This is a genomic window from Eggerthella sp. 1_3_56FAA (assembly GCF_000185625.1).
Classification (GTDB): domain Bacteria; phylum Actinomycetota; class Coriobacteriia; order Coriobacteriales; family Eggerthellaceae; genus Eggerthella; species Eggerthella lenta.
This window is the reverse complement of sequence record NZ_GL622580.1, coordinates 131,239-156,440: the sequence shown is the minus strand read 5'-3', so window position 1 is coordinate 156,440 and position 25,202 is coordinate 131,239. Positions and strand designations below refer to the sequence as shown.

The window sequence follows — 25,202 nt, the reverse complement described above, 5'->3', positions numbered from 1 at the left end:
ACGACTTCAGGCCCCGTCAGCAATGGCGGGGCTTCTTGTTGCGTGCGCTATCCCACCTTCACGCCGGCGAAACGCTCGGCGTTGTGCCACAGCATGTTCTCCAGCTCGTCCTCCGAGAAGCCGGCGGTGACGAACTGGTCGTATTCCGCCGCAGGGCTCCACATGGGGTAGTCCGAGCCGAACATGATGCGGTCGGTGCCCCACATGCGCGCCAGCTCCACCGTGCGGCGCTGCCCCAGGAAGAACTGGGAGCTCGACGCGTCCACGAACAGGTTGTCGGCGTTATGCAGGATGTCGTAGCCCACTTCATAGCGCGACCAGCAACCGAAGTGCGCCGCGTCCACCACGAGGTCGGGGAACGTTTTCAGCACGTTCATCAGGCGGCGCGGATGCGAGTAGTCGTAACGGTAGTCGCCCGTGTGGATGACGATGGGCAGGCGCCCCTCTATCATCTCGTACACGTTCATGAGTCGCGGGTCGTCCATGTTCACGTGCTGCGTGTCGGGATGCAGCTTCATGCCCTTGAGTCCCAGGCCGATGGCGCGTTCGATTTCCTTCTCGGGCTCGGGATAGTCCTGGTGCATAGCCATGAACCCGATGAACTCGGGATGCTGCCGGCACTGCTCGGCGATGAAGTTGTTGATGGACTCCACGCTGCCCGGCGTCGTGGCCACCGAATGCACGATGAAGTGCGTGATGGGCGCATGCTGCTGCGCGGACAGCAGGTGCTCCACCGTGCCTTCGCCGAACATGTCGATGAGGTAGAAGTCGCCCACGGCGTCGACCGCTCGCGAGGCGATCTTGTTGGGATATATGTGAGCATGGGCATCGATCACTGCCATGGAGGCGCTCCTTCGCGTCGTGCTGTTTCGGCGGCGCGGTGCGAAACGGCTTCGAGTTGAACGCTCGGCCAGCATCGCGCAGCTCCTGATTGTAGAGCATCGGCGTTCGCGGCGCATTAGGCAGAAGCATGTTTCTGGGTGCCGCTTTCGAGGCTTCGGTGCTGAGCCTTCCGATTGGCAAGAGGTTCGAAGCCCTTCAAAACAGCGCTGCTTTCCATTCGTCACGAGGAAAAAGCTTGTTATGACTAGCACTCGAAGCAAAAGAGTGCTAACTTTTTCGACAGTGATTTTTATGAGCTTCCGCATGCTCGGGTCAGTGGTTTTTCAGCCGAGCGGCAGAGGCGCCTATCGTGCGCGCGGTGATGGCGAAGCGCCGCACACCGATGAGAAGGGAACCAGACTATGTCCAAAGACATTGCGTTCGACAACGAAACCCGTACGAAGATGGCTGCCGGCGTCAACAAGCTGGCCGACGCCGTGAGGGTGACGATCGGCCCGAAGGGGCGCTACGTCGCCATGCAGAAGGAGCACGAGAAGCCCAACGTTTCCAACGACGGCGCCACGGTGGCCGCCAATGTCGATCTTGAAGATCCCATCGAGAACATGGGCATGAAGATCGTGCGCGAGGCCGCCATCGCCGCGAACAACGACGCGGGCGACGGCACCACGACGGCGACCATCCTTTCCGACGCTATCGTGAGCGAGGGAGTACGCTGCGTCATCTCCGGTTCCGATCCGCTGGCGCTGCGCCGCGGCATCCAGCGCGCTGCCGACGTGGTGGCCGACGAGGTTCTCAAGAACGCCGTCGAGGTTACCACGCGTGAGCAGATCGCCGAGATCGCGACGGTTTCCGCAGGCGACCGCCAGATCGGCGAGAAGATCGCGGAGGCTATGGATGCCATCGGCCGTGACGGCGTCATCTCGGTCGAGAAGTCTCAGAACTTCGGCATCGAGGTGAAGATCCTCAAGGGCATGATGTTCGATAACGGCTTCATCTCCCCGTACATGGCCGACGACCCGGCGCGCCTGGAAGGCGAGCTCACCGAGCCCTACATCCTGTTGACCGACCAGCGTCTGGGCGACAACTTCGCAGACATCGTGCCCGTGCTGGAAGAGGTCATGCAGTCCGGTCATCCGTTGCTGATCGCCGCTGAAGACGTGCGTGGCGAGGCGCTGAACACGTTGCTGATGAACCGCCGTCGCGGCACGCTGACCAGCGTTGCGGTGAAGGCGCCGGCTCTGGGCGATCGACGCAAGGCTGAGCTCGAGGATCTGGCCATCCTCACCGGCGGCGAAGTTATCACGCCTGATCGCGGCCTGACGCTGGCCGATGCGCGCAAGAGCATGCTCGGCCGCGCCGCCAGCGTGCAGATCACCAAGGACCGTACCACCATCTTGGGCGGCAAGGGCAAGCCCGAGGCTATCGAGCAGCGTTGCGATCAGCTGCGCGCGCAGATCGAAACGGAGAAGATCGACTACGACCGCGACGTTCTGCGCGAGCGTCTGGCCAAGCTGTCCAGCGGCATCGCGGTCATGGAAGTGGGCGCCGCCACGGAGTCCGAGATGAACGAGATCCGCAGCCGTATCCAGGACGCTTTGCTGGCTACCCGCTCGGCCGCAGAGCAGGGCCTGGTGGCCGGTGGCGGCGTGGCGCTGCTGCAGGCCGCGTCCGCGCTGGACGGCCTCGTATGCGAGAACGCCGAGGAGCAGCTGGGTATCGACATTCTGCGCAAGGCGCTGGAGGTGCCGCTGCGCGCTCTGGCGGAGAATGCGGGCTATCGCGGCGACGTGGCCGTTGAGAAGGTCAAGGAGCTGCCGCTGGGCCAGGGTCTGGATTGTATGACTGGCGAGTACGGCGACATGATCGGCCGTGGCATCGCCGACCCGGCGAAGGTTACGGTCACGGCGCTTCAGGCCGCCGCTTCTGTGGCGTCGCTGATTCTGATCACGAACGCCTCCGTCAGCGAGATGGTGCCCGAGGAAGACTAACGTCCTCGTCGAAACCCGGTTCTGCCATGCGGGCCCGCGCAATCGCGCGGGCCCGCTGTCGTCCGACATGGAGTGCGCTCGTTTCCGTTTAACCGGTATGCCGCGCCGGTTATAAGAGCTTGTCCTTGAGAAGCTCCAGCATCTCGGCGATTTCAGAAACGGGTTCGGGGTTTTCGCTGCTCAGCCAGCTACAGAGGACGGCGAAGGTGCCCTGAAAGATGAACTCGCGCGTATACTGCGTCTGCGATTTCGTGCAGCTGCTGGCGATGGCGAGGTTTTTGAAGAGCCCGTTGATGCCCGGCAGGGAGAAGAGGTGCGTTGCGAATTCGTGGCTCGGGATGGCCCGCACGAGCGTGCAGAAGGTCGTGCGCTGCTCGTAGAGGTTGGCGAGCACAGACGCTACGGCGCCTTCTTGTTCGGGGATGAGTGCAAGGCTTTCGTCGAGCTGCGCAAGAAAATCGCTCTCGATCTCGTTGAGCAGGTCGGTTTGGCTTCCGTAGTACTTGTAAAAAGTAGTGCGGTTTATCTGGGCGGTCTCGCATATCTCGAGTACTGAAATCTTGTTCAAGGGCTTCTTCTGGAGCAGGTGCACGAGTGCGTTTTTCAACAGCGTCTTGCTCAGGCGTATCCTCTAGTTCTCCATCAAGCGCTCCCTCGACAAAAATGCTTCGAATGTTCATTTCAAATCAAATACTGCATAGTGCGTTGAGCATGCGACATTTGTCTATCAACAGACTGTTGACTACAAACCGTTGTGTTTACTATTGTACAAACCATAGCGAGATGTCAATACGCCAAAACTCAGTTCTCAGCAGTTGAAGGAGGCGGTTCGCATGAAGTTCTGGCAGAGGTATTGGTACTACATCGGAGGGGTCGCTTTCGTTATCCTCGCGTTCGCTATGGGGCTTTGGGGCAGCGCCGCCCTTGACTACGTGCAGGTTTTGCTCATCTTCAGCTGGATGGGCATGTTGGTGCATCAGTTCGAAGAGTATGCCTGGCCGGGCGGTTTTCCGCTCATCTCGAACATGATCGTCTTCAACGAGATCGAGCGTCCGGATCGCTATATCTTGAACCAGCGCCAGTGCTTCGTCAGCAACGTCGTCCTGTGCTATCTATGCTATATCGTTCCGATCTTCTTCCCGCAGCTCATTTGGCTTGCCGCGGCTCAGATATTCCAGGGTCTCTGGCAGATTCCGGCGCATGGCATCGTGCTCAACATGCGCTTGAAGTCCAAGTACAACCCCGGTCTTTTGCTTTTTTGCTTCCATTAAATCTTCCTTACTATATTCCATTGTTACCCTCCATAACTTCTGATTGTTGCCGTCTTGACGATTATGTATCTTTACATTACCTTCTGAAACATATGGCGCACCTTGTCCAGGCGGCTGTTTGGACGGCGGGGCTGGATGACCGGCTGACCGACAGCGGCCTGATATCCTTTCAGCTCTGTAAGGCATACGCTCCGCCCGTTGGTGTAAAAGGCCAGATCAGTACGGTATGCCTGTATACAGCGGGCGGGAATCTCGCCAGTAAAGACAACTTCATCCTTTTTTACCTGGGCCGTTTCGATGGTGGCACAGTATTTCGGTGCATCATGATAAGCCCTGGAAAGGTATTCCTGGGGCGCATAGAGGATGAAGGAGAGATAAGGTTCCAGCAGCTGCGTCCCCGATTCCTTCAATGCCTGTTCCAATACAATCGGGGCCAATGAGCGGAAGTCCGCCGGCGTGCTGACCGGACTGTAATAAAGCCCGTATTCAAAGCAAATCTTACAGTCCGTTACGTTCCAGCCGAACAAGCCCTGCTCCAGCCCGTAACGGATACCATCCCTGACAGCGTTTTGAAAACTCTGGTTCAAGTATCCCAGCGAAACCCGGCTCTCGTATTGTACACCGGAGCCAAGCGAGAGTGGTGTAACAGACAGTCCTATGGATGCCCAAAACGGGTTGGGCGGCACCTCGATATGGATGGTGTGGCTGGCTGCTTTGAGCGGCCGCTCCATATAAATGACGGAGGGTTCCTTTACCACTGTTTCAAGCTTGTATTTTTCCGACAGCAAAGCGGAAACAACCTCCAACTGCACCCGGCCCAAAAAAGAAAGAATGATCTCATGGGTGATGGAATCCACTTCGCAACGCAAAAGCGGGTCAGTATCCGCAAGTTGCGTAAGAGCGTCCAGCAGCCGTTCTCTTTGCGCTGCCGTTTTCGGCGCAATCGCCGTCCGCAGCATGGGGAGGGGGTCCTCGCGCCACCTTTTACGAGGGAGCCGGGTTTGGTCCCCTAATACATCGTTTAACCTCACGCTGTCGCTGGGAAGGATAACAATTTCACCCTGATAAGCGGTGTCTGTCCGAACAATTTCCCCTTTGGATGGAATACGCATCTCTGTGATTTTCAGCTTTTCTCTCCCGGCCAGGGCCACCGTATCCCGCAGGCGCAGCGTTCCGCTGTATAACCGTAGATAGACACGCCGCTGGCCGCAATCGGTGTACTCAACCTTGAAAACGCTGCCGCATAGGGCGGCGCCCCCCTGTTCCCCAATCGGTTGGAACAGCCCTGTCACCGCATCCATCAACGGTTGAATGCCAAGGCCATTTTTGGCGCTGCCATGATAGACTGGGAACAGGGAGGCGTCTTGAACCCGCTGCTGTTCCTCCCGCGCAAGTTTTTCCCGGCTGATTGGTTCTCCTGCGATATACTTTTCCAATAATTCATCGTTATTTTCGATGACCGCATCCCATGCTTCTATGTCGGTATTTTCCTCCAGGACTATTTCCGGGGACAGCGACACCGTCTGCTTGATGATAATATCGGCGGAGAGCTTATCCCGAACAGACTGAACCACGCTCTGCAAATCAACGCCAGCCTGGTCGATCTTGTTGATAAAGATAACGGTGGGAATGTTCATTTTCCGCAGGGCATGGAACAGAATACGGGTCTGGGCCTGCACGCCATCTTTAGCGGAGATCACCAAGATGGCCCCATCTAAAACAGCCAAAGAGCGGTACACCTCCGCCAAAAAATCCATGTGGCCGGGCGTATCCACAATGTTAACTTTACATCTGTGCCACTGGAAGGAAGTGACTGCCGCTTGAATGGTAATCCCACGCTGCCGCTCCAAAAACATGGTGTCCGTCCTCGTTGTCCCTTTTTCGACGCTCCCCGGTTCTGAAATGGCTCCGCTGGCATATAGCAGGCTCTCCGTCAAGGTCGTCTTTCCAGCGTCTACATGGGCAAGAATTCCAATATTGATTATTTTCATGTGATTGTCCTCCCTTTACAGCCCCAAAGGGCATAAAAATCCCCAGCAGTAAAATACTTTTACCACTGGGGATTATAAGTTGCGGACATACACATATACAGCATACACCTGTTTGTGATTGCTGTTTTTGGGGATATGTCAAAATTGATAAGGCAAAAGTATTCTTAAATTGGGTACAAAAAACTAAGTCCCTACAAAAGGAGCTATCATAATCCTTTGTTCCCACTATTTGATTATAGTTTTATTTAAGAATACCTTGCCGCATATTTTTTACTCCTTTTCTGGATTAAATCATTGTATCACATCAGTTTTAGGAAAGCAAGTACCTAAAAGAAATTTTTCTTCCCCTTATATGTAACAATCATACCGGCTTCCTAGCGTTCAGAATGTTTTCTGCTGTCTGCTGTGGTGTTTGGTTGGAATTGTCCAACCAAAAGCCGATCCGTGGTGTTGTCTGCATTTTACTAAATACAAATTCAATGTATACAGAAAGATATAAGGAGTGGGAGGGATTCCGCCGTAGTTGGCATTGTAGGAAAATCCAAAAGTTTAGATTTTCCCACAATGCTTATCTTTTGGTCTTTGGTTCGGAATAGTGTAGTGCTGGCGGTCTATCTCTTGTTTTCGGTTGCTTGCTTCCTTACCGTACATGAGCATTCGCGGCGGTGTTCTTGCAGCTGCCCGTCGCCATCGTGTTCATATGGTACGTGCTGACGTTCATGCCGGAAGCCGCTAATCAGCTTTGGTGGGGCATTCCCGGTTCGCTCGTGCTGCTGGGCATCTCGTTCGGCTTGCCGATCCTCTTCATGCATGACCGCGATTCTAAGGATCCGTTCGAAGAGCGAGAGCTTTGGGGTTACAAGCGCGAGTACGTTGCGAAGGTTTGGGAAGAGCGCAAGGCTGCCGCAGCGGCAGATCCCGGCAGCGTTCCGAAGGGTCTCTTCGGCAAAGCGAAGAAAGCGAAGTAGGAAAGCGAGTAGACAAATGGCAAGCAATTTCGTTAAGAAACTGGACAAATGGTGCGATAACCAGTGGATCGTCTTCCTGTGCGTCACGGCGACGGTGGTGGCGGTGCTTGCCGCCGTCTTCTGGGATGTCATGCCTCTGGGCAGCAAAGCGGGCGTTTTCGTAGCTTTCATCATGGCTTTCCACGTGCTCGAGGAGTGGAAGTTCCCCGGCGGCCTCCATTGGTTTTACAACACGAGCGTCTTCCGCCCGAAAGACGAGAGCCTCTACGATCCGACGCGTTATCCCATGAGCCGGCTCACGGATATGGTCACCAACGTGGGGCTGCAGTGGATCCCGCTCGTTTACGCAGCGCTCTGCTTCTTCCTTCCTCTGTCGAACGCGGTTGCGCTGTGCGTCATCCTGCTGTGCGTCATGGAGCTGTTCGCCCATACGGCGGGCGGCGTCGCCACCTACCTCTGGTATCGTGACAAGGGCAAGAAGACCATCTACCATACGGGGCTCGCCACGTCGCTCATGATGTTCTTGCCGGCCGCAGCGTACCTGATCGCGCATATCGCAGGTGTCACGGCAACCGATTGGCTGTGGTGTCTGGTGTTGTTCGCTGTCATGTGCTGCGTGTGCGTGCCGCTTACGGAGACGCCTCTCAAGAAGTGGGTTCGCAAGCAGGAGCCGGGCATGTTCGCGTTCGAAGATGCCAAGTACTACATGCGTTATGGCGGCTATTGCAAGGAGGATGTCGAGCAGTCCGAGGCTCGCGTTGATTAAGAGGACGCCGAGTATGGGGTGCGATAGGGCGTGGCTTGTATTCATGTACGCTGCGAGGCTCGCCGCGCCGTCAAGGGTTAGGAGTTCGCTTTCGATCGAGTTAAAAACGTGTAGACCTTGTGAATCACTGAGAAATGATTTGCGTTCGTTAAGACAGACGGGTAATATTCTTTCTTGCCGCTTTTCCTGTTTGAAGGCACTTCGGGCAGGAGAGGTAGGCGCAACATAACGATGCGGGGTGGAGCAGTCTGGTAGCTCGCCGGGCTCATAACCCGGAGGCCGTAGGTTCAAATCCTGCCCCCGCGACCAGTAACTTGCAGGTCGGAAGCTGAAAACGCTTCCGACCTTTTTTGCGTTCGGATCCATTTTCGACACAAATCTGGGCAAAATCCGGGCTAAACGATGAAATGCCTTGATCGGTGTTCATTGTCGCGGTAGTTGCAAAGCTTGCCACCATTGCAGCGCCACGCGATCCTTCGATGATTTCGCCGTCCGCGCCGCGGCATTGAGCGATACGCGCGTTTGGCGCTCGAGGCATCGGCACGTTTTTCTTTGAGCGAAATGAACGCCCCCTCACGCCCATCTGCCCTGCTTCGTTCGGCTCCATGCACGAGCGTTCGTTCGCTGTAATCGGTCGTTCGTTCGCGGCGGCTTGCGGACGGCAGAAGCGGTTCCCATACTGATTCGCAGACACCGGTCGCGACGCGCGGTCGGACGAGAAAGGGGTAATCATCATGGCGGCAACCGAGCAGGAGATGATGGAGCGCACCGCGCGTATCCAGACGATTGAGGAGTTGCGCGAGGCATGCGCTGAGTTCGGCGTGGAGATGTCTCCCGAAGACGAGCAAGCTTTCATGGCTGCAAAGGCAGAGTTGCGGGAATTGTCGGAGGGGGAGCTGGACGCCTCGGTCGGCGGATCGAGTTTTTTCGGCCCCGGATCGCCGTATATAAACCTGTTCGACACCTGCGACCAATGGGATGGCCGGGATTTCGATAATCGCATATGCGCCACGTGCCACAACAAGCAGATGCTCTATCCGTTTTTTGCCTGCCAGTTCAAGCCGAAAAACGCCTCATCGTAAGCGGGGAGGGAGAGGGTTGCCGAGGCGGCGTGCGCATGTAAAGGAAGAAAAGAGCGACATGAAGCGACTTTTGAGAGAAGATCTGGTTCTGCGGGGCTGGGAGAAACTGCCCTATGCCGTGGTCGAGCGGCCGCACAACGGCGTGCGCTTCGTCGACGCGCGCACGTTCGAGGCGCTTTCGCTGTGCGATGGGCAGATAGACCTATCGCTGCCCATCATCAGCGACGAGGTGCGCGCCTTCGTGGAGAAGCTGGAGGAGCAGGGTGCCGTGCGTCGGTGTGAACCGGGCGAGCGCCTCACGCCCGACCAGGAGTACCGCCGCTATCAGAACCGCTTCGTCCGAACCGCGCACTGGTCGATCACCGGCAAGTGCAACTACCGGTGCCGCCACTGCTACATGTCCGCGCCCGACGCGAAGCTGGGCGAGATCGACCACGACACCATGATGGACCTGGCGCGGCAGATCGCCGACTGCGGCATCCTGGAGGTGTCGCTGACCGGCGGCGAGCCGCTGGTGCGCCGCGATTTCATGGAGCTGGTGGACGCGCTTTTGTCCTACCGCATACGGATCGCGCAGATCTACACGAACGGCAAGCTGGTGGACGAGAAGCTGCTCGACCAGCTGGAGGAGCGCGAGATTCGTCCCGAGTTCAACATGAGCTACGACGGCACGCAGGGCTGGCACGACTGGATGCGCGGCGTCCCCGGCGCGGGCGACGCGGTGCTGGCGGCGTTCGACCTCTGCCACGAGCGGGGTTTTCCCACCGGAGCCGAGATGTGCCTGCACCAGGGCAACAAGCACCTGCTGCGGGAGAGCGTCAGCACGCTGGCGGCGCACCATTGCGAGAGCTTGAAGGTCAATCCCGTGGCGGACACCGACACGTGGGAGCGCCTGGGCGAGGACAGGTCGCTCACCTTGGAGGAGACCTTCGAGGTCTACCTGGACTACATCCCCTGCTTCTACGAGGACGGCGCGCCTCTGGGCCTGCATCTGGGCGGCTTCTTCATGGGGCGTCCGGGCAGCGGGGATTGGACCATCCCCAACATAGGGAAGCATCCGGAGGAGCGCGACCCCGCCGCGTGCGCGTCGCAGGTGACGTGCGGCCACGCGCGCCAGACGCTCTACCTGTCCCCGGAGGCGCGGATGCTGCCGTGCATGGCGCTGTCGTCCATGCCGATGCAGGAAAGGTACCCGCTGGCCACCGAGATCGGCTTGAGGCAGGGTCTGTCCGACTCGGAGTACCTCTCGCTCATCGATACGCGCGTGAGCGCGCTGTGGGAGCACAACCTCGAGTGCGCCCAGTGCGAGCACCGCGGCGCATGCGCTGGCGGGTGCCGCGCGAGCGCGCTGTTCACCGCCCCTGACGACATACTGTCGCCCGATCGCGCCCAGTGCCTCATCCTGAAAGGCGGCTACGCGCCCCGCATCCGCGAGGCGGTAGAAAAAGCCCAGGCGAGGATCGCCGAGAGAAAGGAGAACGAATGAAGCAGGACATGAAGGAATTCATGGCGAAGGTCAGCGAGGACGAGGGCCTGCGGGTCAAGCTGGAGGCCCTCGCTGGTCTGCCGGAAGACGAAGTCGCGGCGAGAATGGCCGCCATCGCGTGCGAGGCCGGTTTCGAGGTGGCGGTCGAGGATCTCGACCCCGCCGAAACGGAGCTCGACGAGAGCGAGCTTGCTGCCGTGTCCGGCGGCTCCGTAATCGTGTCCCCACTCTTCAAGTGCAATTACCAGCAAGATAACACGCTTTGCTGCGCCTCCTGCGCGTATAGCCGTTTTTCGTACCCAAATCTCTACTGCTTTTTAGATAAAAACGAAGGCGGGCCGAAGCCTGCCGAAGTCATGCCTTTGCAGTCCAACGGAAACCTTCAATAGAGAGGAGCGCGCATGAACGAGCAATTGAAAGGCTTTTTGAAGAAGGCGAGCGAGGACGGGCCGCTCAAAGAGGAACTCGGCGCCCTCGCCGGCCTGCCCGAAGAGGAACGTGCCGAGCGGGCGGCAGCCATCGCTCGGGAAGCCGGTTTCGATGTGTCGGTCGAGGACTTCGCTCCTGCCGAAGCGGAGCTTGACGACGACGAGCTCAACGTCGTGGCAGGAGGAGGTTACGCCTGCTGCTGTAGGCAAACCGGTACGGGCCTGATGGATGATCGCCCTGTGCTGTGCGATTGCCCAAGAGAGGGGACAGGAGCCTGGACCGACGGAAGCGGGTTCGTCAACGTCGATAGGGTCTGCCACTCGATGGGCGCCGTTGGCTAGGCCTTCCCCGTGTGGTCTTGCTGGAAGATGGCGAAAGGAAGACGCGCGAACAAGCAGGTGAAAGCGTTCTTGGCGAAGGGCAGGGTCGAAGCGAGCGGTTTTCTCTGTCGGCTCAGCCCTTCGCATTTCCCCGCCGTATTCAGCAGCGCGTTGCATGTGAGCCCTGCCGCCACATCGCAGTGCTTGGCGGAGATGGAGGGTTCTGAACGATTTTCAGTCGTCTTTTCCAAGCTTAGATGCTGAATTCCGCGAACGGAAGATCCCCTCCCCTAGCCGTCCCAATCCCAAGGGGACGATGTTCTTACGCAATCGAAAGAGTGCGGGCCGGTGTCCAAGAAGAAGCGGCAATGAATGCAATAGTGCCTTTCGTCATACTCGTGTCCGGGGTTGGGAACCCATAATCCGCATCCGAAATGGTAGCGATTGGGGTTTATTATGCGGTCAAGAGGGATCCCTGGCCCTCCTCCGGTTGCATCCAATTCCTGATCGGCGAGCTTTTCCGCAGCTTCTTCTGCCGTTGTGCTGGTTTCTTTGCCAGTTGCCATGGCGGGCCTTCTTTCTCTTTCTGAACCGCCTGCTTGAAAGCAGCTTGCGACGCCTAGCATACGAAGCGACGGCGTCCGTCCGCAACTCCTTGCGAACGAAAGACCGCTCGCGCGCAACGAAAACCCTTGTTGCTAGCCGAATAGCTCTTTCTTCACCTGGGATAGGCGTTTGGTGGGAATCTCGATGACAAGCCCGTTGTCCATCACCAGATCGCGTTTCTCCAGGCTCGCGACATGGCGCGGACTGATAGCGAAGCTACGATGCACGTACATCATGTCCAATCCAAGTTGCTCCAGCACGTTTCCCATGCAGCCGTGCACCGTTACGTCCGTCTTCTCGCAATGAAGCACGGTGCGCTGCTTTCGCGCCTCCACGCACACGATCTCATCGGGCTTGATGCGCCATGAAGTGCCGTCTACGTCGCGCACGGTAACGGCCTCGTCTTGGCGTTGGCGCATCAGGACGGCTTTGAGGTACAGGTATGCCTGCTTGCTCACGCTCACGGAAAGCGGCTCGCTATCTGGTGCAGGAGGCAGCGGATGCGATACATGGCAATAGCAGATTTTCAGGGAGTCGTCGTTTTCGTCGCGCTTCCACACGAACGTGAAGCGCTGTTCCTGTGCGGCAAGTCGGCCGGATGCCGGGTCGCCGAAAACCAGGTAGCTCCCTGCCACGATGCACAGGGTCTCCTGGGCGGCAACGGGCAGGTACTGCTCGCACATAAGAACCACGCGGGGTCGTTCGATTGCGATCTGCTCCATCTGCCGGCGAAACGAATCGCTTGATGAGTCGGGCTGGTCGTCCTGTGCCCCCATCCATGCGAAATCATCGGAAAGGCGGGCGGCGCACCAGCTTGTCCCGCCGTTCCAGTACCGATGGACGAACTCGCGCGTCAGCGAAATCGTCTCGTCCATCAGGGGATGAGAAGCAGGACCGTCCACGGGAGCCTCGCCCCGAACATGCCTGCTGCTCTCGCTAATCACGGTATGTTCTCCTGGAGACATGCGCCGAACGGCGCGAGAACGAAGTATGCAACACGGCCTTCTTCACTGGCAACCTTTCAGAAATGCAGAAAAGGATGAAGGCGACGAGCGCCTTCCCCGCAGTATAGAAGAAAGCCGCAGACGGCTCGTCGATGCCAAACGAGGTCGAAACGAACGCCCCTTCAAACGAAACGAGCGTTCCCTTTGCCTACCGCTGCGCACTGCGCAACAGGCTTTTCGTGCGGTTGAATAGGTCGTTCGTTCGCGACGCCTTGCGTGCGAAGGCCGGCGATTCCTACACTTATCGGCAGGCATCGTCCAAGAAGGACGGACGGAACAGGAAGGGGGAGCTGCTATGGCGGCTACCGAGCAAGAGATGATGGAGCGCGCCGCGCGCATCCAGACGATTGAGGAGCTTCGCGAGGTCAGCGCCGAGCTCGGCCTTGAGTTGAGTCCCGAAAAAGAGGCAGCTTTCATGGCGGTGAGAACCGCGGAAGGCGAGCTCACCGAGCAACAGCTGGATGCGACCGTCGGCGGGGCCTATCATGTCGTGTCCCCGTCTGACGTGTGCGACTTCCAGGCATCGGAGACGAAGTGTTGCGCCACCTGCAAGTACGGTCAGTTCGATTGGCCGAATTACTATTGCGTGGTAACGCTGTAAAACCAGCAAACCGAAGAAACGGAGAGGATTGCGCATGAACGAGCAATTGAAAGACTTTCTGAAGAAGGCGAGCGAGGACGAGTCGATCAAAGACGAGCTGAAAGCGCTTGAAGGCCTGTCTGCCGAAGAGAATGCAGAACAGGCGGCTGCAATCGCACGGAAAGCCGGCTTCGACTTGTCGGCCGAGGACTTCGCCCCCTCATCGGCGGAACTCGATGAAGACGAGCTGGGCGCCGTCGCCGGAGGCGAAGCCTGCTGCTGCCAGTACACCGGTTTGGGCTTGGTTAACGACCGCGGGGCGGTGTGCGAATGCCCGACCACGGGAACGGGAATTCGGAGGGATACGGGCGAGATCTGCGAGATCACTTCCATCTGCCGCTTGCGAAACCCGTAAGCGGCGACGGGCGGCGCAGGCGCGTGAGCTGGGCGTTGAGGAGATGGTCGGCGATGCCCATGCCGCGACGGCCGGTACCGCAATCGACGTGAAGCGAAGGAGCGAACACATGGAGAACGAAGATTCCTTGAAGATCGAGAGGCTTGAAGACGACGGCTTGCAGGATGTCAGCGGCGGGGCCGGCGATTATGTCTCCCATTACCAATGCCCCAAAACGGGGAAGCAGCTATCAAGCTACGATCCGTACTTCGCAAGGGATTGCACGATGTGCCAATATTGGAAGCAGGTTATCCCCGGCATCCGGGCGGAGTGCCGCTATTGATCCGATGAAAATGCGCGGTTTTAAGCGCTTCTCTCGAACGAGCAACCGTCCTTGGTCGTTCGTTCGTTGAAAGTGGTCGTTCGTTCGTGGGGCGTTGTCAGTCGCGTGTTCGTACCCCATCGTTGTCGGTTGACGAAAAAGAGCGTCGCCCGCGCTTCATCCGTTCACGATGCGCAGCGATGCCCGAAAAAGGGGAACCGTTTCTTTTGACCGCGCGAGCAAGGAGCGACGATGGTCGAACCCGATGCGAAGAGCCCTCGTTCCGACCGTGACGAGGCTGCGATGGATGCCGCCCGCCATGCGGCGGGGGGCATGTCGTTTGACGACTTCAAGAGCCTTATAGAGCAGGAAGGCCTGTGGGTGAACGACGCAGCGGCGCAGAGCGCCTGGGGGGCGCTGGGCGAAGGCGAGCTTGCGCTTGACGAACTGGATGAAGTTGCGGCCGGCTGCGAAGGAGTCGAGCTTCCCATCGTTCTGCCCGGCTTCGACGGTTTGACCGAAACGGGAGGTTCACGATGAGCGCACGCGACGGAAAAGACAAGGCGGCTTCGCCCTTTCGCCAGGAAAGCCTGGATCGGGCAAAGTCGCCCGAGCAGCTCGACGACTACATCCGCGTGTCGAATCTCGGGGTGTGGATGGTGCTGGGCGCCGTGCTTCTGTTGTTGCTGGCCGGCTTCATATGGGCGTGCTGCGGGCGCTTGGTCGACACGATGCCTACTGCGTTGGTGGTGCAAGGCGGCCACGCGACCTGCTACGTCGCCGAGGACGAGGTAGGTCAGGTGGCCGTCGGCGACACGGTGAGCGCCGACAGCGCCAAAGGCGCCGTAGCGTCCGTGGGAACCACGCCCCTCTCTCCCGACGCACTGGCCGCGCAGCTGGACGAGTACGCAGCGCACAAGGTGAACGCAACGAGTTGGATGTTTCCCGTCGACGTGACCATAGACCTGCCCGACGGCGTGTACGATGCCCATGTGGCCACAAGCGAGTTCGCTCCCATCAGCCTGATTCTGGGGGGCGCATCGTGATGCTGCCGGGTAAGGGAGCGCGCCGCGCTCGCACTGCAGGCAAGCCTGGTCAGATGGCGGGCAAGGTTCCCGTTATCATGCAGATGGAAGCGCTCGAATGCGGGGCGGCCTGCCTGGCCATGATAGCGGCTTATTACGGTAAATGGGTGCCGCTCGAGCAGGTGCGCGCGGACTGCGGCGTATCACGCGACGGATCCAAGGCTTCCAACGTGGTGCGCGCGGCTCGCGCCTACGGATTCGAGGCCTCGGGTTTCCGTATGCAGCCCGAGGCGCTGCGCTCGCAGGGCGTGTTCCCTTGCATCGTCCACTGGAACTTCAGCCACTTCGTGGTGTGCCGCGGTTTCAAGGGAGGCAAGGTGCATCTGAACGATCCGGCACGCGGCGAGGTGACCGTGACGGAGGAGGAGTTCGATGCCGCCTTCACGGGCGTCATGCTGCGCTTCGTGCCGGGTCCCGACTTCCAGCCCAGCGGCAAGCCCCGGTCGGTATGGGAGTTCGTTGGCCCGCGCCTACAGGGTTCGCGCGCCGCGCTCGCGTTCGTGGCCATCACGGCGGCGGTGACGGCCGTCGTCGGCATCATCAATCCGGCGCTCTCCCAAGTGTTCATGGATCGGCTGCTGGGTGGGAAGAACCCGGAATGGCTGTACCCCTTCATTGCCTTGCTGATAGCCGTGGGAGCGGTGCGCATCGTGGTCGAGGTGCTGAACGCCATGTACCTGCTACGTCTCGAGGGCAAGATGGCGGTAGTGTCCAACTCGTCGTTCATGTGGAAGGTTCTGCACCTGCCCATGGAGTTCTTCTCGCAGCGCATGGCCGGCGACCTATCGGCTCGTGCGGCCACCAACACCACCATCGCCGCATCGCTGGTGAAGCAGTTGGCGCCGCTGCTGCTGAACTTCGTTCTGCTGGTGCTGTACGCCGTGGTGATGGTTGCCTACAGTCCGCTGTTGGCCGCCATCGGCATAGCGTCGGTGGTGATAAACCTGGGCATGGCGCGCTTGATCTCGGCGAAGCGCGTGAATGTGACGCGCGTGCAGATGCGCGATGCGGGCAAGCTGGCCGCCGCCACGGTTTCCGGCATCGAAATGGTGGAGACCATCAAGGCCGCCGGCGCGGAGGGCGGCTATTTCGAGCGCTGGGCCGGCTTCCAGGCAGGTTTCAACACGCAACAGGTCCGTTTCGCGCGCTTGGGGCAGCGACTGGGGCTGGTGCCCCAGCTGGTCATGCAGGTGACCAACACCGCCGTGCTCATGACGGGCGTGTACTTGGTGCTGCAAGGCCAGTTCACCGTGGGCATGATCCTGGCGTTCCAAGGCTACCTGTCGCAGTTCATGGCTCCCGCTTCCACGTTGACGTCCGTCATGCAGACGCTGCAGGAGATGCGCACCGACATGGAGCGCATCGAGGACGTCATGCGCTATCCGGATGATCCGGCGTTCTCCCAGGCTCCGCTCGACCGCGCCGCATCGTGCGAGAAGCTCAAGGGCGCCGTGCATATGGAGGGCGTGACCTTCGGATACTCGAGGTTGGAAGAACCCCTGATCAAGGATTTCGACCTTGATGTGGAATCCGGACGTAGCGTGGCCTTCGTAGGCCCTTCGGGGTGCGGCAAGTCCACGCTTGCCAAGCTGGTCAGCGGCTTGTTTCGCCCTTGGTCGGGTACGGTGAGCTTCGATGGCTCGCCCATGGACGAGGTGCCGCGCGAGGTGCTGACCGGGTCGGTGGCCGTGGTCGACCAGGACATCGTGTTGTTCAACGACGCCATCGCCAACAACATCCGCCTGTGGGACACCTCCATCGAGGACTACGAGGTGATCCTTGCCGCGCGCGATGCCGGCATCCACGAGGTCATCATGCAGCGCGACGGCGGCTATAACGCCGTGTTGTCCGAAGGCGGGCGCGACCTGTCCGGCGGACAGAGGCAGCGCTTGGAAATCGCTCGCGTGCTGGCGCAGGATCCCACCGTGCTCATCATGGACGAGGCGACCAGCGCGCTCGACGCCAAGACCGAGCAGGAGGTCATGAGCGCGGTGCGCAAGCGCGGCATCACCTGCATCGTGGTGGCGCATCGCCTGTCCACCGTGCGAGACTGCGACGAGATCGTGGTATTGGACAAGGGCCGCGTGGTGGAGCGCGGCACTCACGAAGAGCTGTGCGAGCGCGGGGGCATGTACCTGCAGCTGGTGACCCAGGAATAGGAGGAGGTGCGCATGGGTTGGTTCGACAGTCAGATCAAAGAACGGCTGGAGCATGACGAGGACCTGGTCTCTCAGGCGGCCTGGGACCTTTCCGTGGCCATCACCGGGCGGGCGGCGGGCGGCGCGGAAGTGGATGCGGGCAAAGCCGCGGCCGATGCCGTGGGCGAGGTGCTGGCGTACTACCGCGTGAAGCCGGCCGATGCCCCGCGCGACCCGAAGAGCGTGCGCGACCTCATAGACGCCCAGCTGCGGGGAACAGGCGTGATGTGCCGGCGCGTCGTGTTGTCGAAAGGCTGGCAGCGCGACGCGGCGGGGGCTATGCTGGGGTTCGTCGACGGCGCGCCGGTAGCGCTGATCCCTCAGCCAGCGGGGGGTTTCGCGTACAGCGACGTCGCCACCGGCGAGAAGGTACGCGTCGATCGCGCGAATGCTGCGCGGCTCACGCAGGAAGCGTACTGCTTCTACCAGCCCCTGCCGCAGCGAGAGCTGGGCGTGAGGGACGTGCTGCTGCACATGGTGCGCAGCCTGGACCTTTCGGATTACGTGATGATCGTGGCGGCGACGTTGGCCGTGACGTTGTTGGGCATGCTTCTGCCTGCGGTGAACAGTCTGATTTTCGGACCGGTGGTGGATAGCGGCAACGTGGGCGTGGTGGTGCCCATCGCCGTGCTGCTGGCGTCGGTCACGTGCGCCCGGGTGCTCATCGGCGGCGCGAAAGAACTGGTCATGTCGCGCGTTGGCACGAAGCTGAGCCTGTCGGTGCAAGCCGCTGCCATGATGCGTACGCTTTCCCTGCCGGCGCCGTTCTACCGCGCGTACGCATCGGGCGATCTGTCCGCACGCCTCTCGAGTATCGAGACGCTGGCGAGCATGCTGCAGAACATCGTCCTGACCACGGGTTTGACCTCGGTGTTCTCTCTGGCGTACGTGGCGCAGATAGCTGCGTACGCACCCGGTTTGGCCTTGCCCGCGCTGGGCGTGATCCTGGCCAGCGCGGCAGTGTCGGTGGCGTCCGTGCTGGTGCAGGTGAGCGTGACCAAGCGCAAGCTGGAGCACTCCGCGCGCCGCAAGGGATGGGAATACGCCTTGTTCACCGGCATCCAGAAGATCAGGCTGGCCGGTGCGGAGCGTCGCGCGTACGCCACCTGGGTCGATTCGTACAAAGACGAGGTCAAGCTGACGTACAACGGCCCGCGCCTCATGCGCTACTCGAACGTCGTGCAGACGGCGGTCTCGGTGGTGGGCACCATCGTCATCTACTTCACCGCCGTGCAGACCGGTGTGTCGACATCGGAGTACATGGCGTTCAATCTGGCGTACGGCATGGCCACGGGCGCGTTCATGTCGCTGGCCGGCGTCGCCGGCAACTTCGCGTCCATCAAGCCGCACCTCGATATGGCCGCACCCATCATGAAATCGGTGCCGGAGTCCGCCGGGGGCAAGCAGGTGCTCGAGCATTGTTCCGGTCGCATCGAGATGGACAACGTCACTTTCCGCTACGCCGAAGGCGCGCCTGCCGTGCTGGATGATCTGTCGCTGAAGATCCGCCCCGGCCAGTCCGTGGGCGTGGTGGGCAAGACCGGCTGCGGGAAATCGACGCTCATGAGGCTTCTGCTGGGATTCGAAAAGCCGCAGAAAGGCGCCGTGCTGTACGACGGGCGCGACATCGAGACGCTGGACGTGGCCAGTTTGCGCCGCAACATCGGCACGGTGCTGCAAGACGGAAAGCTGTTCACCGGCGACATCTTCTCCAACATCGTGGTGGCTGCGCCGTGGCTCACGATGGAGGATGCGTGGGAGGCGGCCGAGCTGGCGGGGATCGCCGACGACATTCGCGCCATGCCCATGGGCATGAATACGATGGTGTCCGAGGGCGCGGGCGGAATCTCGGGCGGCCAGCGCCAGCGCATCCTCATCGCGCGCGCCGTTGCCCCCAAACCCAAGGTACTGTTCTTCGACGAGGCCACCAGCGCGCTGGACAACGTGACGCAACGACAGGTGAGCGAGGCGCTCGATCGGATGAAGTGCACGCGCATCATCGTGGCGCACCGGCTGTCCACCATTCGCGCATGCGACCGCATCATCGTGCTGGACGGCGGCCGCGTGGTGGAGGACGGCACCTACGAGGAGCTGTGCGCGTTGGGCGGCGTATTCGCCGAACTGGTGGAGCGCCAGACCATGTAGGGGTGGGGGTCTGTTCGCTTAAAGGGCTGACAGAAAGGCGGATCGAACATGAACGATTCCGATAAATTCCAGCAGCTTGGCTTGGACGATCTTGAAGAGGTGTCCGGCGGCGAGGCTCTGTCCGACAGGGCCGTGGCCGCTCTTCCGAAAGCGGTGCCCGGCGGCATCTGCCCTTACTGCGGGATGAAAATTGCCGTTAGTCTCTACGGCACCGCGTTTACGAACGACCATGAGCGCTTCGGCTTCAGCAACGCCACTGTGTGGCAGTGCAACAAGTCGGATCTGGATTACACGCTGTTTCGCGAGTAAGCGGACTTTCGCTTCAGACGCTGATCGTCGCGTCCCGTACGCGTCCGTCGCGCGATGGCCGCCGCAGTTGCGAGCGCGGCGGCAGCGAAAAGGGCTGTTGCTGCTGCGACGGTTCCCGGCGGGTCGCCAGTGCTTGCGAGCGGGGTCGCCATGCCTTTGTCCGCCGTCGGCGGGGACTAGGGATCTGCGCGGGCTCGTCGGCGTTCGTTTCGGGATATGCCGCGCTCGTGCCGTCCTTTCCGTTGTCGGGCTCTTTCGCGCGCCTATCGGACGCAGCGCTCCTATACTTCGACTTAAAAGATCCGTTTTCGAGAAAGGACGTACTATGGCGCATCCCCCTCGCACCGGTACGCAGAAAGCTCTGCGCATCACCTCTATCATCATGATCATCTTCGGAGTTTTGGTTGCGCTTTCGGGCGCGATCATCATAGCCTCCGGCGCGGCGGCCGACTCGCTCGGCCTGAACGACGCAGTGAACTTCCGGGGCACCGAGACGACGGCGGGCATCCTTACCATGGCCGTGGGCATTTTGGTCCTGATCATGGGCGCCCTGCAGCTGATCGTTGCCTTCCTTGGCCTGCGCGCTTCCAACGATGCGAGCAAGGTCGGCCCCTATCGCGCGCTCAGCTGGGGCATCTCCATCGTCATCCTGGCGATGATCGTGTACAACTGGTTCTTGGGCGGCACATTCCTGGACGACCCCTTCCTGCTTATCGGCGACGTCGTCTACCTGCTGGTGTGCACCACCCTCGCCGACGTGGTGAAGAAGGAGCATGACCGAGGCATCGTTGGTGAGGCCAAGGCCGAAGTCGAGCGCTCGGGCAGCCAGAAGGCGCTGCGCGTCATCTCCATCGTGCTGGTGGTGTTCGCCGTCATCTCCATCGTGCTGGGCCTCGCGTTCCTGGCGCTGATCGCCGCCGGCCTGGGCACCGACGCCGTGAACGCGATGGACCCGAACGACCCGGACCTGGTGGCCGGCATCGCCGTGGGCCTGGTGCTGGGCGTCGTGCTGGTCGGCAGCGGCGTCGTCGACCTGGTCGTGGGCGCCCTGGGCCTGCGCGGCGCTCGCGATCCGCGGAAGGTCAAGCCGTTCTTCGTGCTGTGCGTCATCGGCCTGGCCATCGAGGTCGCCGGCGACGTCTGGCTCGCGGCGCAGGGCATGCTCTCGTCCATCGGCGCGAGCGGCGCGGTGGAGCTGCTGGTCATCGGCGCCTGCACGTGGCTGGCCTACGACATCATGCGCCAGAGCCGCGGCATCGAGGCGTAAGCGCGAGCTTCCATTCTTCCGTGAAGGCCGTCGATCCCTCGACGGCCTTCACCATATCTCACCAGATTTCGTCGCCAGGATAGGTTTTGCATTCCACCTCGCAGAAACGCTCTCCTTCGCCAAGATATAGGTGAGTGTCTTTAAACTTGGGATCCTTCGTGCTCATACTGCAGAACGGGCAGAACGATTCGGAGGGATCCCTCTGAAAAAATACGCCGCCAGCCACCCCGTCCAGCTCTTCGGCGCTCAAAGAGTCGTGCTTCTTGGATTCGCTCATAACCTATCTCCTGTTTCAGATCGAATAACCGGTCGTTTTTTGCAAAGACATCCTTCTTTTACTTCCTTTGACCCCGATAGGCTCTGGTGCGCGCATCGAGAAGATCCGGTGGCATCCGCTGCCGTCTTCATAGCCTGTTCTTTTTCGCTTTTCGTCGTGCAGCCGTGGCAACGCCTATGCTTGCGAGCATGACACCGGCGGCCAGCGTGATAGCCGGCACGAAAGCGCCTAATGGGTCGCCGGTTCTCGCCAGAGACGTTGCATCCCCCTTGCCGACAACCGGTTCCGGCGCAGCTGCAGGGCCAGGTCCGGGCGTAGGGCCGGGTCCAGGTTCAGGTAGGTCGCCGGGTTGGGGCAGCGTCTCCATCGGTGTGGCCCGTATCACCCGGCCACCGTTCTCGTAGACCGAGAAGCCCATGGTGTACAGCCATCCGTCGTACGCTGTCGAGCTCGGGAAGTACAGCGGCACCCGGGAGGCGCGCTTGTCGATGCCTTGGAAACTTTTGTCTCCGTTCGCCAAGTCCAACAGATAGGTGTCCTGATCGAGCTCGCGTCCGCCGTCGGCTTCTTCGACGCTGATACGGCCCGACAGCACCACTCCGGCTTTGACCGCTGCCAAGCCGAACGAATCGTCGTAGCCGGGCGCAAGCGCAGGCAGGGCGGCGGACAGGTCGTTGCCAACGTACGAGTCGCCGGATCTCACGATGCGCTCGAATACGGGGCTCGTCGTCGAAGAGCCCGTCACGTCGTGCACATCGCCCAAGGCGACGAACAGCTCGGCCCCTCGCGCTACGACAAAGGGAGTCGAGCGGCCTGTCGCGAGGGATCCCGCAGCCGTTACCGCCCCCGTCTGCGTATCGTACACGGCGATGTTGCCTTCGGTCAGCTCGACCCATTTGGCACCGTCGTACGCGGCGCCGCCCACCAGCAGCATCGCTCCATCGCAGTTCACTATCGTCGCATGAAACGGCAGGCGGGAAGCGTCATGGGAAGTCCAGGCGTTCGTCGGCGGATCGTAGCTGACAAGACGAGGAGCCAACGCCCCATCCGTCTCGCCCGCTTCGCCGTATACGTATAGCTTGCCGTCGAACACGGTCATCGATGCGCTGCTGAGAGCCTCGGGTAGGTCGGCGCACTGCGTCCAGCTGTCCTGATCGGGGTCGTAGCGCCATAGCGCATAAGTACCCGCATGCGATATGCTGAAGTCGTTTGGCAGCAGGTATAGCGAACCGCCCAGCCCGGTCAGAAGACCGTACGACACGCCAACCGGCAGGCCCTCATCCGACGTGGGAAGCGCTATGGTCTTCTCGAACAGGGGCGTGGATTGGTCGTCCGGTCGCTCGGGAACCTGCAGCAGGAAGCCCTTCGATCCGCTCTTGCCGTTGCCGGCCGTTACCTCTACCACCAGCACGCCGCTTTTGAGACCCTGTGGGCACTCCGCTACGATGGAGCCGTCCGACCAGGAGCGCACCGCAGCCTCCTTGCCGCCGATGTGCACGCTTCCCGCACCCTGAGCTGCGCCGAAGTAGCTACCCTCCACCATGACGAGTGCGGCGTCGCCGTCGGATTCCATCCGAGCGCCCGACACCACCGGGACGAAGTTGCCCGACGCAACCCTCAAATCAAGGTGTCCGCCCGACGAGCACTTGCCGGAGAACGCGTCCACCGGACGCACGGAGGCCTTCACGAGCGCCGCCAGCTTCGCAGCGCGCTCGGCCGGGGTGGAGCCGTCGACATCCTGCGCGAGCACCATGGCCGCGCCGGTGACCATGGGAGTTGCCATGGACGTCCCGCTCAAAGATTGATAGGGAATCGCGGAGCCGGCCCTGCCCGTTCCAACCGTGTCGAGGTACAGGGCATCGGTCGGGGCGATCGGCGTGCCGGCGCGTGCGAACGTCAGCCGCACCTGCAGCTTGCCGCCTTCGAACGCCAAGGTGCCGCCGGCATTCTGGGCAAGCGCCTGGGCGTCGAAGGCGATGGTCGTCCAACCTCGGTCCTTCCCAAGGGCCGCGACAGCCGTCTGTCCCATCGGCGTCCAATCAAGCGCGCCGTCTTTCATTATCGCAACCTGGTAAAGCAGGTTGTCGTTGTTCTGGTTCGTGGCCGTCGCGTTCATTCCTACGTACCGGACGCCCTCTTGGTTCGACGGATCGACTTCCATCGACACCACGACGCTTCGAAAACTGATGCCCAGCGCCGTCTCTTCCGTGAGCATTTCGGAAAAGGGGATCTTCAGAGCTCCGCCCCTCGCATCGAAATGGGTCGCCCCCTGCACGACGGCATCTATATCCTCGGACGACGTCGGCGTCGCGCGCGCCGTAACCGACGGGGCGTCGCTTTCGAACGTCTCGTAGCTCAAAGGGGAGCCGTCGGCTTCGGGAGCGTAGGCCGCCCTGCCGAGGGGCACGGTGGACATGATGTTCATGCCCGGAGCCACCACGTCGGTCGTTTCCACGCCGTAGTTGCTGAACGAGGCGAGCTGCCCTGAAGAATCCGACGCATCGACAGCGACCGCATACGGGTTATGCGTGAGCACGGATGCGGTCATCGGTATCTTGTCAACGTCGGCGGCATCGTTGCCCGACCCGATGACGGTCACGGCGCCTTTCTCGCCCAGCTTCGTCGCCGCCAAGCTGAATGCTTTGCTCATCGTCCTTCCGGCCCACGAGTTGTTGATGGCGCGCAGTGGCAAGCCGGCATCAACGGCTTCGGCAAGATACTCGTATGCCCTGATGGTATCCGCACTCTCGATCGTGTTCTGCCTACCTGCGACCCTAACGGCCACCAGCTGCACGCCGGACGCGACGCCGCTCGTCCCCACGCCATCCCATTGCGACGCGATGATGCCCGCGCAGTGCGTTCCGTGGTAATGATCGTCCATCGGATCGGTGGGATCCATGCCGGGCACGACGTTGATCCCGTAGCGTCCGCCCCTGTCCGTGTACTGCGTCATGTCGTACATGATGCCGTTGAGGTCGGGATGGTTGTAGTCCACGCCAGTGTCAACCACGGCAACGACGTCGGCGGCGTTCGTTGTGCCGACCTGGTTCCAATTCGGCGGCGCGATGTCGAAACCGGCAAGGGGCGGCGCCTCTTCTTGCACCATGACTTCTCCGGTGTTGCGGCAGCCCCACTGGTAGCCGGACAGGTCGGCAGCGGCCGTGCCGCTTGCATCCGCGCTCGCCGGAGCCGACGGCGCCGCGTCCGACGAATCCAGCCCCAATGCCGCAGCGACTTGCGGCGTGCTCTCATCGAGCGCCGTCTGATCGGGGTCGTCCAGCCGCTGCACGTAGTTCGGCTCGGCGGACAGGATGCGCGGGTCGTCCTGCAGCTGGCGCAGGAGATCCTCGGTTGAGGTACCCTCCTGCCGCACCAGCACCATGCTCACCGCGTCGTCTTCAGGCAGGGATCTTGCGCTGCGCAGGAGAACCGGGCCGTTGGAAACAGATTGTTCCAACGGCACGTCGACGCCCGTAGCGGTGGCGTACGTTTCGGCCGACGCGTCCATGAGCGGTTCGGCCGAGGAGAGCGGGTCGACGCTGCGCGAACGGAGGCTGTTTCGAGATACCGCGTTGTCAACGACGACGAGAGCCTCGCCCTCGACGTAGTCTCCGGCGGCCAGCAGATCGGCGATCTCGCTCGTCTGCGTCTGGGCAGCTGCTTCGTTTTCATCGGCCCAAGCCGCTCGGGGAGCCCAGGGGATCAGCATTGCCGCCAACATAGTCGCCAGCAGCAAGCGAAGCGCGCCCTTCCCCTGCTTTATCGTTTCGTCCATCGCCGCGTCCCTTCTCTCGTGACCGCATATACTTCTTGTTGCAATTGCTCTTTTGGCAACTACGGCAACATGCTCGGAAACCTGTGCAGGGGCACC

24 protein-coding genes and 1 tRNA gene are annotated in these 25,202 nt (G+C 60.8%); 18 read left to right on the top strand and 7 right to left on the bottom strand.

Annotation, left to right across the window (positions count from 1 at the left end; genetic code table 11):
• Positions 1–47 precede the first annotated feature (47 nt).
• Complete coding sequence (locus HMPREF1023_RS06115; RefSeq protein ID WP_009305322.1) at positions 48–842, bottom strand: amidohydrolase family protein; 795 nt, start codon at positions 840–842, stop codon at positions 48–50.
• 402 nt (positions 843–1,244) lie between these two features.
• Here HMPREF1023_RS06115 and groL point away from each other — a divergent pair, with 402 nt between their 5' ends.
• Complete coding sequence (groL, locus tag HMPREF1023_RS06110; protein ID WP_009305321.1) at positions 1,245–2,831, top strand: chaperonin GroEL; 1,587 nt, start codon at positions 1,245–1,247, stop codon at positions 2,829–2,831.
• A 109-nt stretch (positions 2,832–2,940) separates the two neighbouring features.
• On the opposite strand, the gene HMPREF1023_RS06105 is transcribed toward groL, so the two are convergent.
• On the bottom strand, positions 2,941–3,423 hold the full coding sequence (locus HMPREF1023_RS06105; protein WP_227101294.1) for a TetR/AcrR family transcriptional regulator: 483 nt from the start codon (positions 3,421–3,423) through the stop codon (positions 2,941–2,943).
• Positions 3,424–3,664: 241 nt separating this feature from the next.
• Between HMPREF1023_RS06105 and HMPREF1023_RS06100 the strand changes: the two genes are divergently transcribed.
• A complete protein-coding gene (locus tag HMPREF1023_RS06100; protein ID WP_009608459.1) occupies positions 3,665–4,102 on the top strand; it encodes an HXXEE domain-containing protein in 438 nt (145 codons plus the stop codon).
• 71 nt (positions 4,103–4,173) lie between these two features.
• On the opposite strand, the gene tet(W) is transcribed toward HMPREF1023_RS06100, so the two are convergent.
• On the bottom strand, positions 4,174–6,093 hold the full coding sequence (gene tet(W), locus HMPREF1023_RS06095) for a tetracycline resistance ribosomal protection protein Tet(W) (RefSeq protein ID WP_009305318.1): 1,920 nt from the start codon (positions 6,091–6,093) through the stop codon (positions 4,174–4,176).
• Positions 6,094–6,758: 665 nt separating this feature from the next.
• On the opposite strand from tet(W), the gene HMPREF1023_RS06090 reads away from it, so the two are divergent.
• The 7 genes from HMPREF1023_RS06090 to HMPREF1023_RS06060 all read left to right on the top strand — a co-directional run bounded on the left by HMPREF1023_RS06090 (position 6,759) and on the right by HMPREF1023_RS06060 (position 11,165).
• Positions 6,759–7,061 (top strand): hypothetical protein, encoded by a 303-nt coding sequence (locus HMPREF1023_RS06090; protein ID WP_009305317.1) that lies wholly within the window; start codon positions 6,759–6,761, stop codon positions 7,059–7,061.
• Between the two features lie 16 nt (positions 7,062–7,077).
• A complete protein-coding gene (locus HMPREF1023_RS06085) occupies positions 7,078–7,827 on the top strand; it encodes an HXXEE domain-containing protein (RefSeq protein WP_009305316.1) in 750 nt (249 codons plus the stop codon).
• A gap of 232 nt (positions 7,828–8,059) precedes the next feature.
• Positions 8,060–8,136, top strand: a tRNA-Met gene (locus tag HMPREF1023_RS06080).
• Between the two features lie 425 nt (positions 8,137–8,561).
• On the top strand, positions 8,562–8,909 hold the full coding sequence (locus HMPREF1023_RS06075; protein WP_009608461.1) for a hypothetical protein: 348 nt from the start codon (positions 8,562–8,564) through the stop codon (positions 8,907–8,909).
• A gap of 58 nt (positions 8,910–8,967) precedes the next feature.
• Complete coding sequence (locus tag HMPREF1023_RS06070; protein WP_009608446.1) at positions 8,968–10,395, top strand: radical SAM protein; 1,428 nt, start codon at positions 8,968–8,970, stop codon at positions 10,393–10,395.
• Positions 10,392–10,784, top strand: a complete 393-nt coding sequence (locus HMPREF1023_RS06065) for a Nif11-like leader peptide family RiPP precursor (RefSeq protein WP_009305314.1) — start codon at positions 10,392–10,394, stop codon at positions 10,782–10,784. The genes HMPREF1023_RS06070 and HMPREF1023_RS06065 overlap by 4 nt, the downstream gene beginning before the upstream one ends.
• A 12-nt stretch (positions 10,785–10,796) precedes the next feature.
• Entirely contained in the window at positions 10,797–11,165 is a 369-nt protein-coding gene (locus tag HMPREF1023_RS06060) for a Nif11-like leader peptide family RiPP precursor (protein ID WP_009305313.1), read from the top strand.
• A 269-nt stretch (positions 11,166–11,434) separates the two neighbouring features.
• On the opposite strand, the gene HMPREF1023_RS15185 is transcribed toward HMPREF1023_RS06060, so the two are convergent.
• A complete protein-coding gene (locus tag HMPREF1023_RS15185; protein ID WP_015761476.1) occupies positions 11,435–11,710 on the bottom strand; it encodes a hypothetical protein in 276 nt (91 codons plus the stop codon).
• Between the two features lie 132 nt (positions 11,711–11,842).
• On the bottom strand, positions 11,843–12,694 hold the full coding sequence (locus tag HMPREF1023_RS06055) for a LytTR family DNA-binding domain-containing protein (protein ID WP_015761475.1): 852 nt from the start codon (positions 12,692–12,694) through the stop codon (positions 11,843–11,845).
• A gap of 355 nt (positions 12,695–13,049) precedes the next feature.
• Here HMPREF1023_RS06055 and HMPREF1023_RS06050 point away from each other — a divergent pair, with 355 nt between their 5' ends.
• The 9 genes from HMPREF1023_RS06050 (at position 13,050) to HMPREF1023_RS06010 (ending at position 21,054) form a co-directional block, all read left to right on the top strand.
• Complete coding sequence (locus HMPREF1023_RS06050; protein ID WP_009305310.1) at positions 13,050–13,355, top strand: hypothetical protein; 306 nt, start codon at positions 13,050–13,052, stop codon at positions 13,353–13,355.
• Between the two features lie 34 nt (positions 13,356–13,389).
• Positions 13,390–13,749 carry a Nif11-like leader peptide family RiPP precursor gene (locus HMPREF1023_RS06045; RefSeq protein ID WP_009305309.1) on the top strand — a complete coding sequence of 120 codons (360 nt, stop codon included), beginning with the start codon at positions 13,390–13,392 and terminating at the stop codon, positions 13,747–13,749.
• Positions 13,750–13,858: 109 nt separating this feature from the next.
• Positions 13,859–14,071, top strand: coding sequence for a hypothetical protein (locus HMPREF1023_RS06040; protein WP_009305308.1), 213 nt, complete (start codon positions 13,859–13,861; stop codon positions 14,069–14,071).
• Between the two features lie 231 nt (positions 14,072–14,302).
• Positions 14,303–14,590, top strand: coding sequence for a hypothetical protein (locus HMPREF1023_RS06035; protein WP_009305307.1), 288 nt, complete (start codon positions 14,303–14,305; stop codon positions 14,588–14,590).
• Positions 14,587–15,096, top strand: coding sequence for a hypothetical protein (locus HMPREF1023_RS06030; RefSeq protein WP_009305306.1), 510 nt, complete (start codon positions 14,587–14,589; stop codon positions 15,094–15,096). The genes HMPREF1023_RS06035 and HMPREF1023_RS06030 overlap by 4 nt, the downstream gene beginning before the upstream one ends.
• The gene (locus HMPREF1023_RS06025; protein WP_227111382.1) at positions 15,096–17,294 is read left to right on the top strand and encodes an NHLP family bacteriocin export ABC transporter peptidase/permease/ATPase subunit; all 2,199 of its coding nucleotides are present in this window, start codon (positions 15,096–15,098) and stop codon (positions 17,292–17,294) included. Before HMPREF1023_RS06030 ends, HMPREF1023_RS06025 begins: the two co-directional genes overlap by 1 nt.
• A 12-nt stretch (positions 17,295–17,306) precedes the next feature.
• On the top strand, positions 17,307–19,478 hold the full coding sequence (locus tag HMPREF1023_RS06020) for an NHLP bacteriocin export ABC transporter permease/ATPase subunit (protein ID WP_009305304.1): 2,172 nt from the start codon (positions 17,307–17,309) through the stop codon (positions 19,476–19,478).
• Between the two features lie 48 nt (positions 19,479–19,526).
• Complete coding sequence (locus HMPREF1023_RS06015) at positions 19,527–19,787, top strand: hypothetical protein (RefSeq protein WP_009305303.1); 261 nt, start codon at positions 19,527–19,529, stop codon at positions 19,785–19,787.
• Positions 19,788–20,112: 325 nt separating this feature from the next.
• Positions 20,113–21,054: a hypothetical protein gene (locus HMPREF1023_RS06010; protein WP_009305302.1), complete on the top strand. Its 942-nt coding sequence runs from the start codon at positions 20,113–20,115 to the stop codon at positions 21,052–21,054.
• Positions 21,055–21,112: 58 nt separating this feature from the next.
• Here HMPREF1023_RS06010 and HMPREF1023_RS06005 read toward each other — a convergent pair whose 3' ends face one another.
• Positions 21,113–21,331 (bottom strand): hypothetical protein, encoded by a 219-nt coding sequence (locus HMPREF1023_RS06005; RefSeq protein WP_009305301.1) that lies wholly within the window; start codon positions 21,329–21,331, stop codon positions 21,113–21,115.
• A 127-nt stretch (positions 21,332–21,458) separates the two neighbouring features.
• On the bottom strand, positions 21,459–25,106 hold the full coding sequence (locus HMPREF1023_RS06000) for a S8 family serine peptidase (RefSeq protein ID WP_009305300.1): 3,648 nt from the start codon (positions 25,104–25,106) through the stop codon (positions 21,459–21,461).
• Positions 25,107–25,202 lie beyond the last annotated feature (96 nt).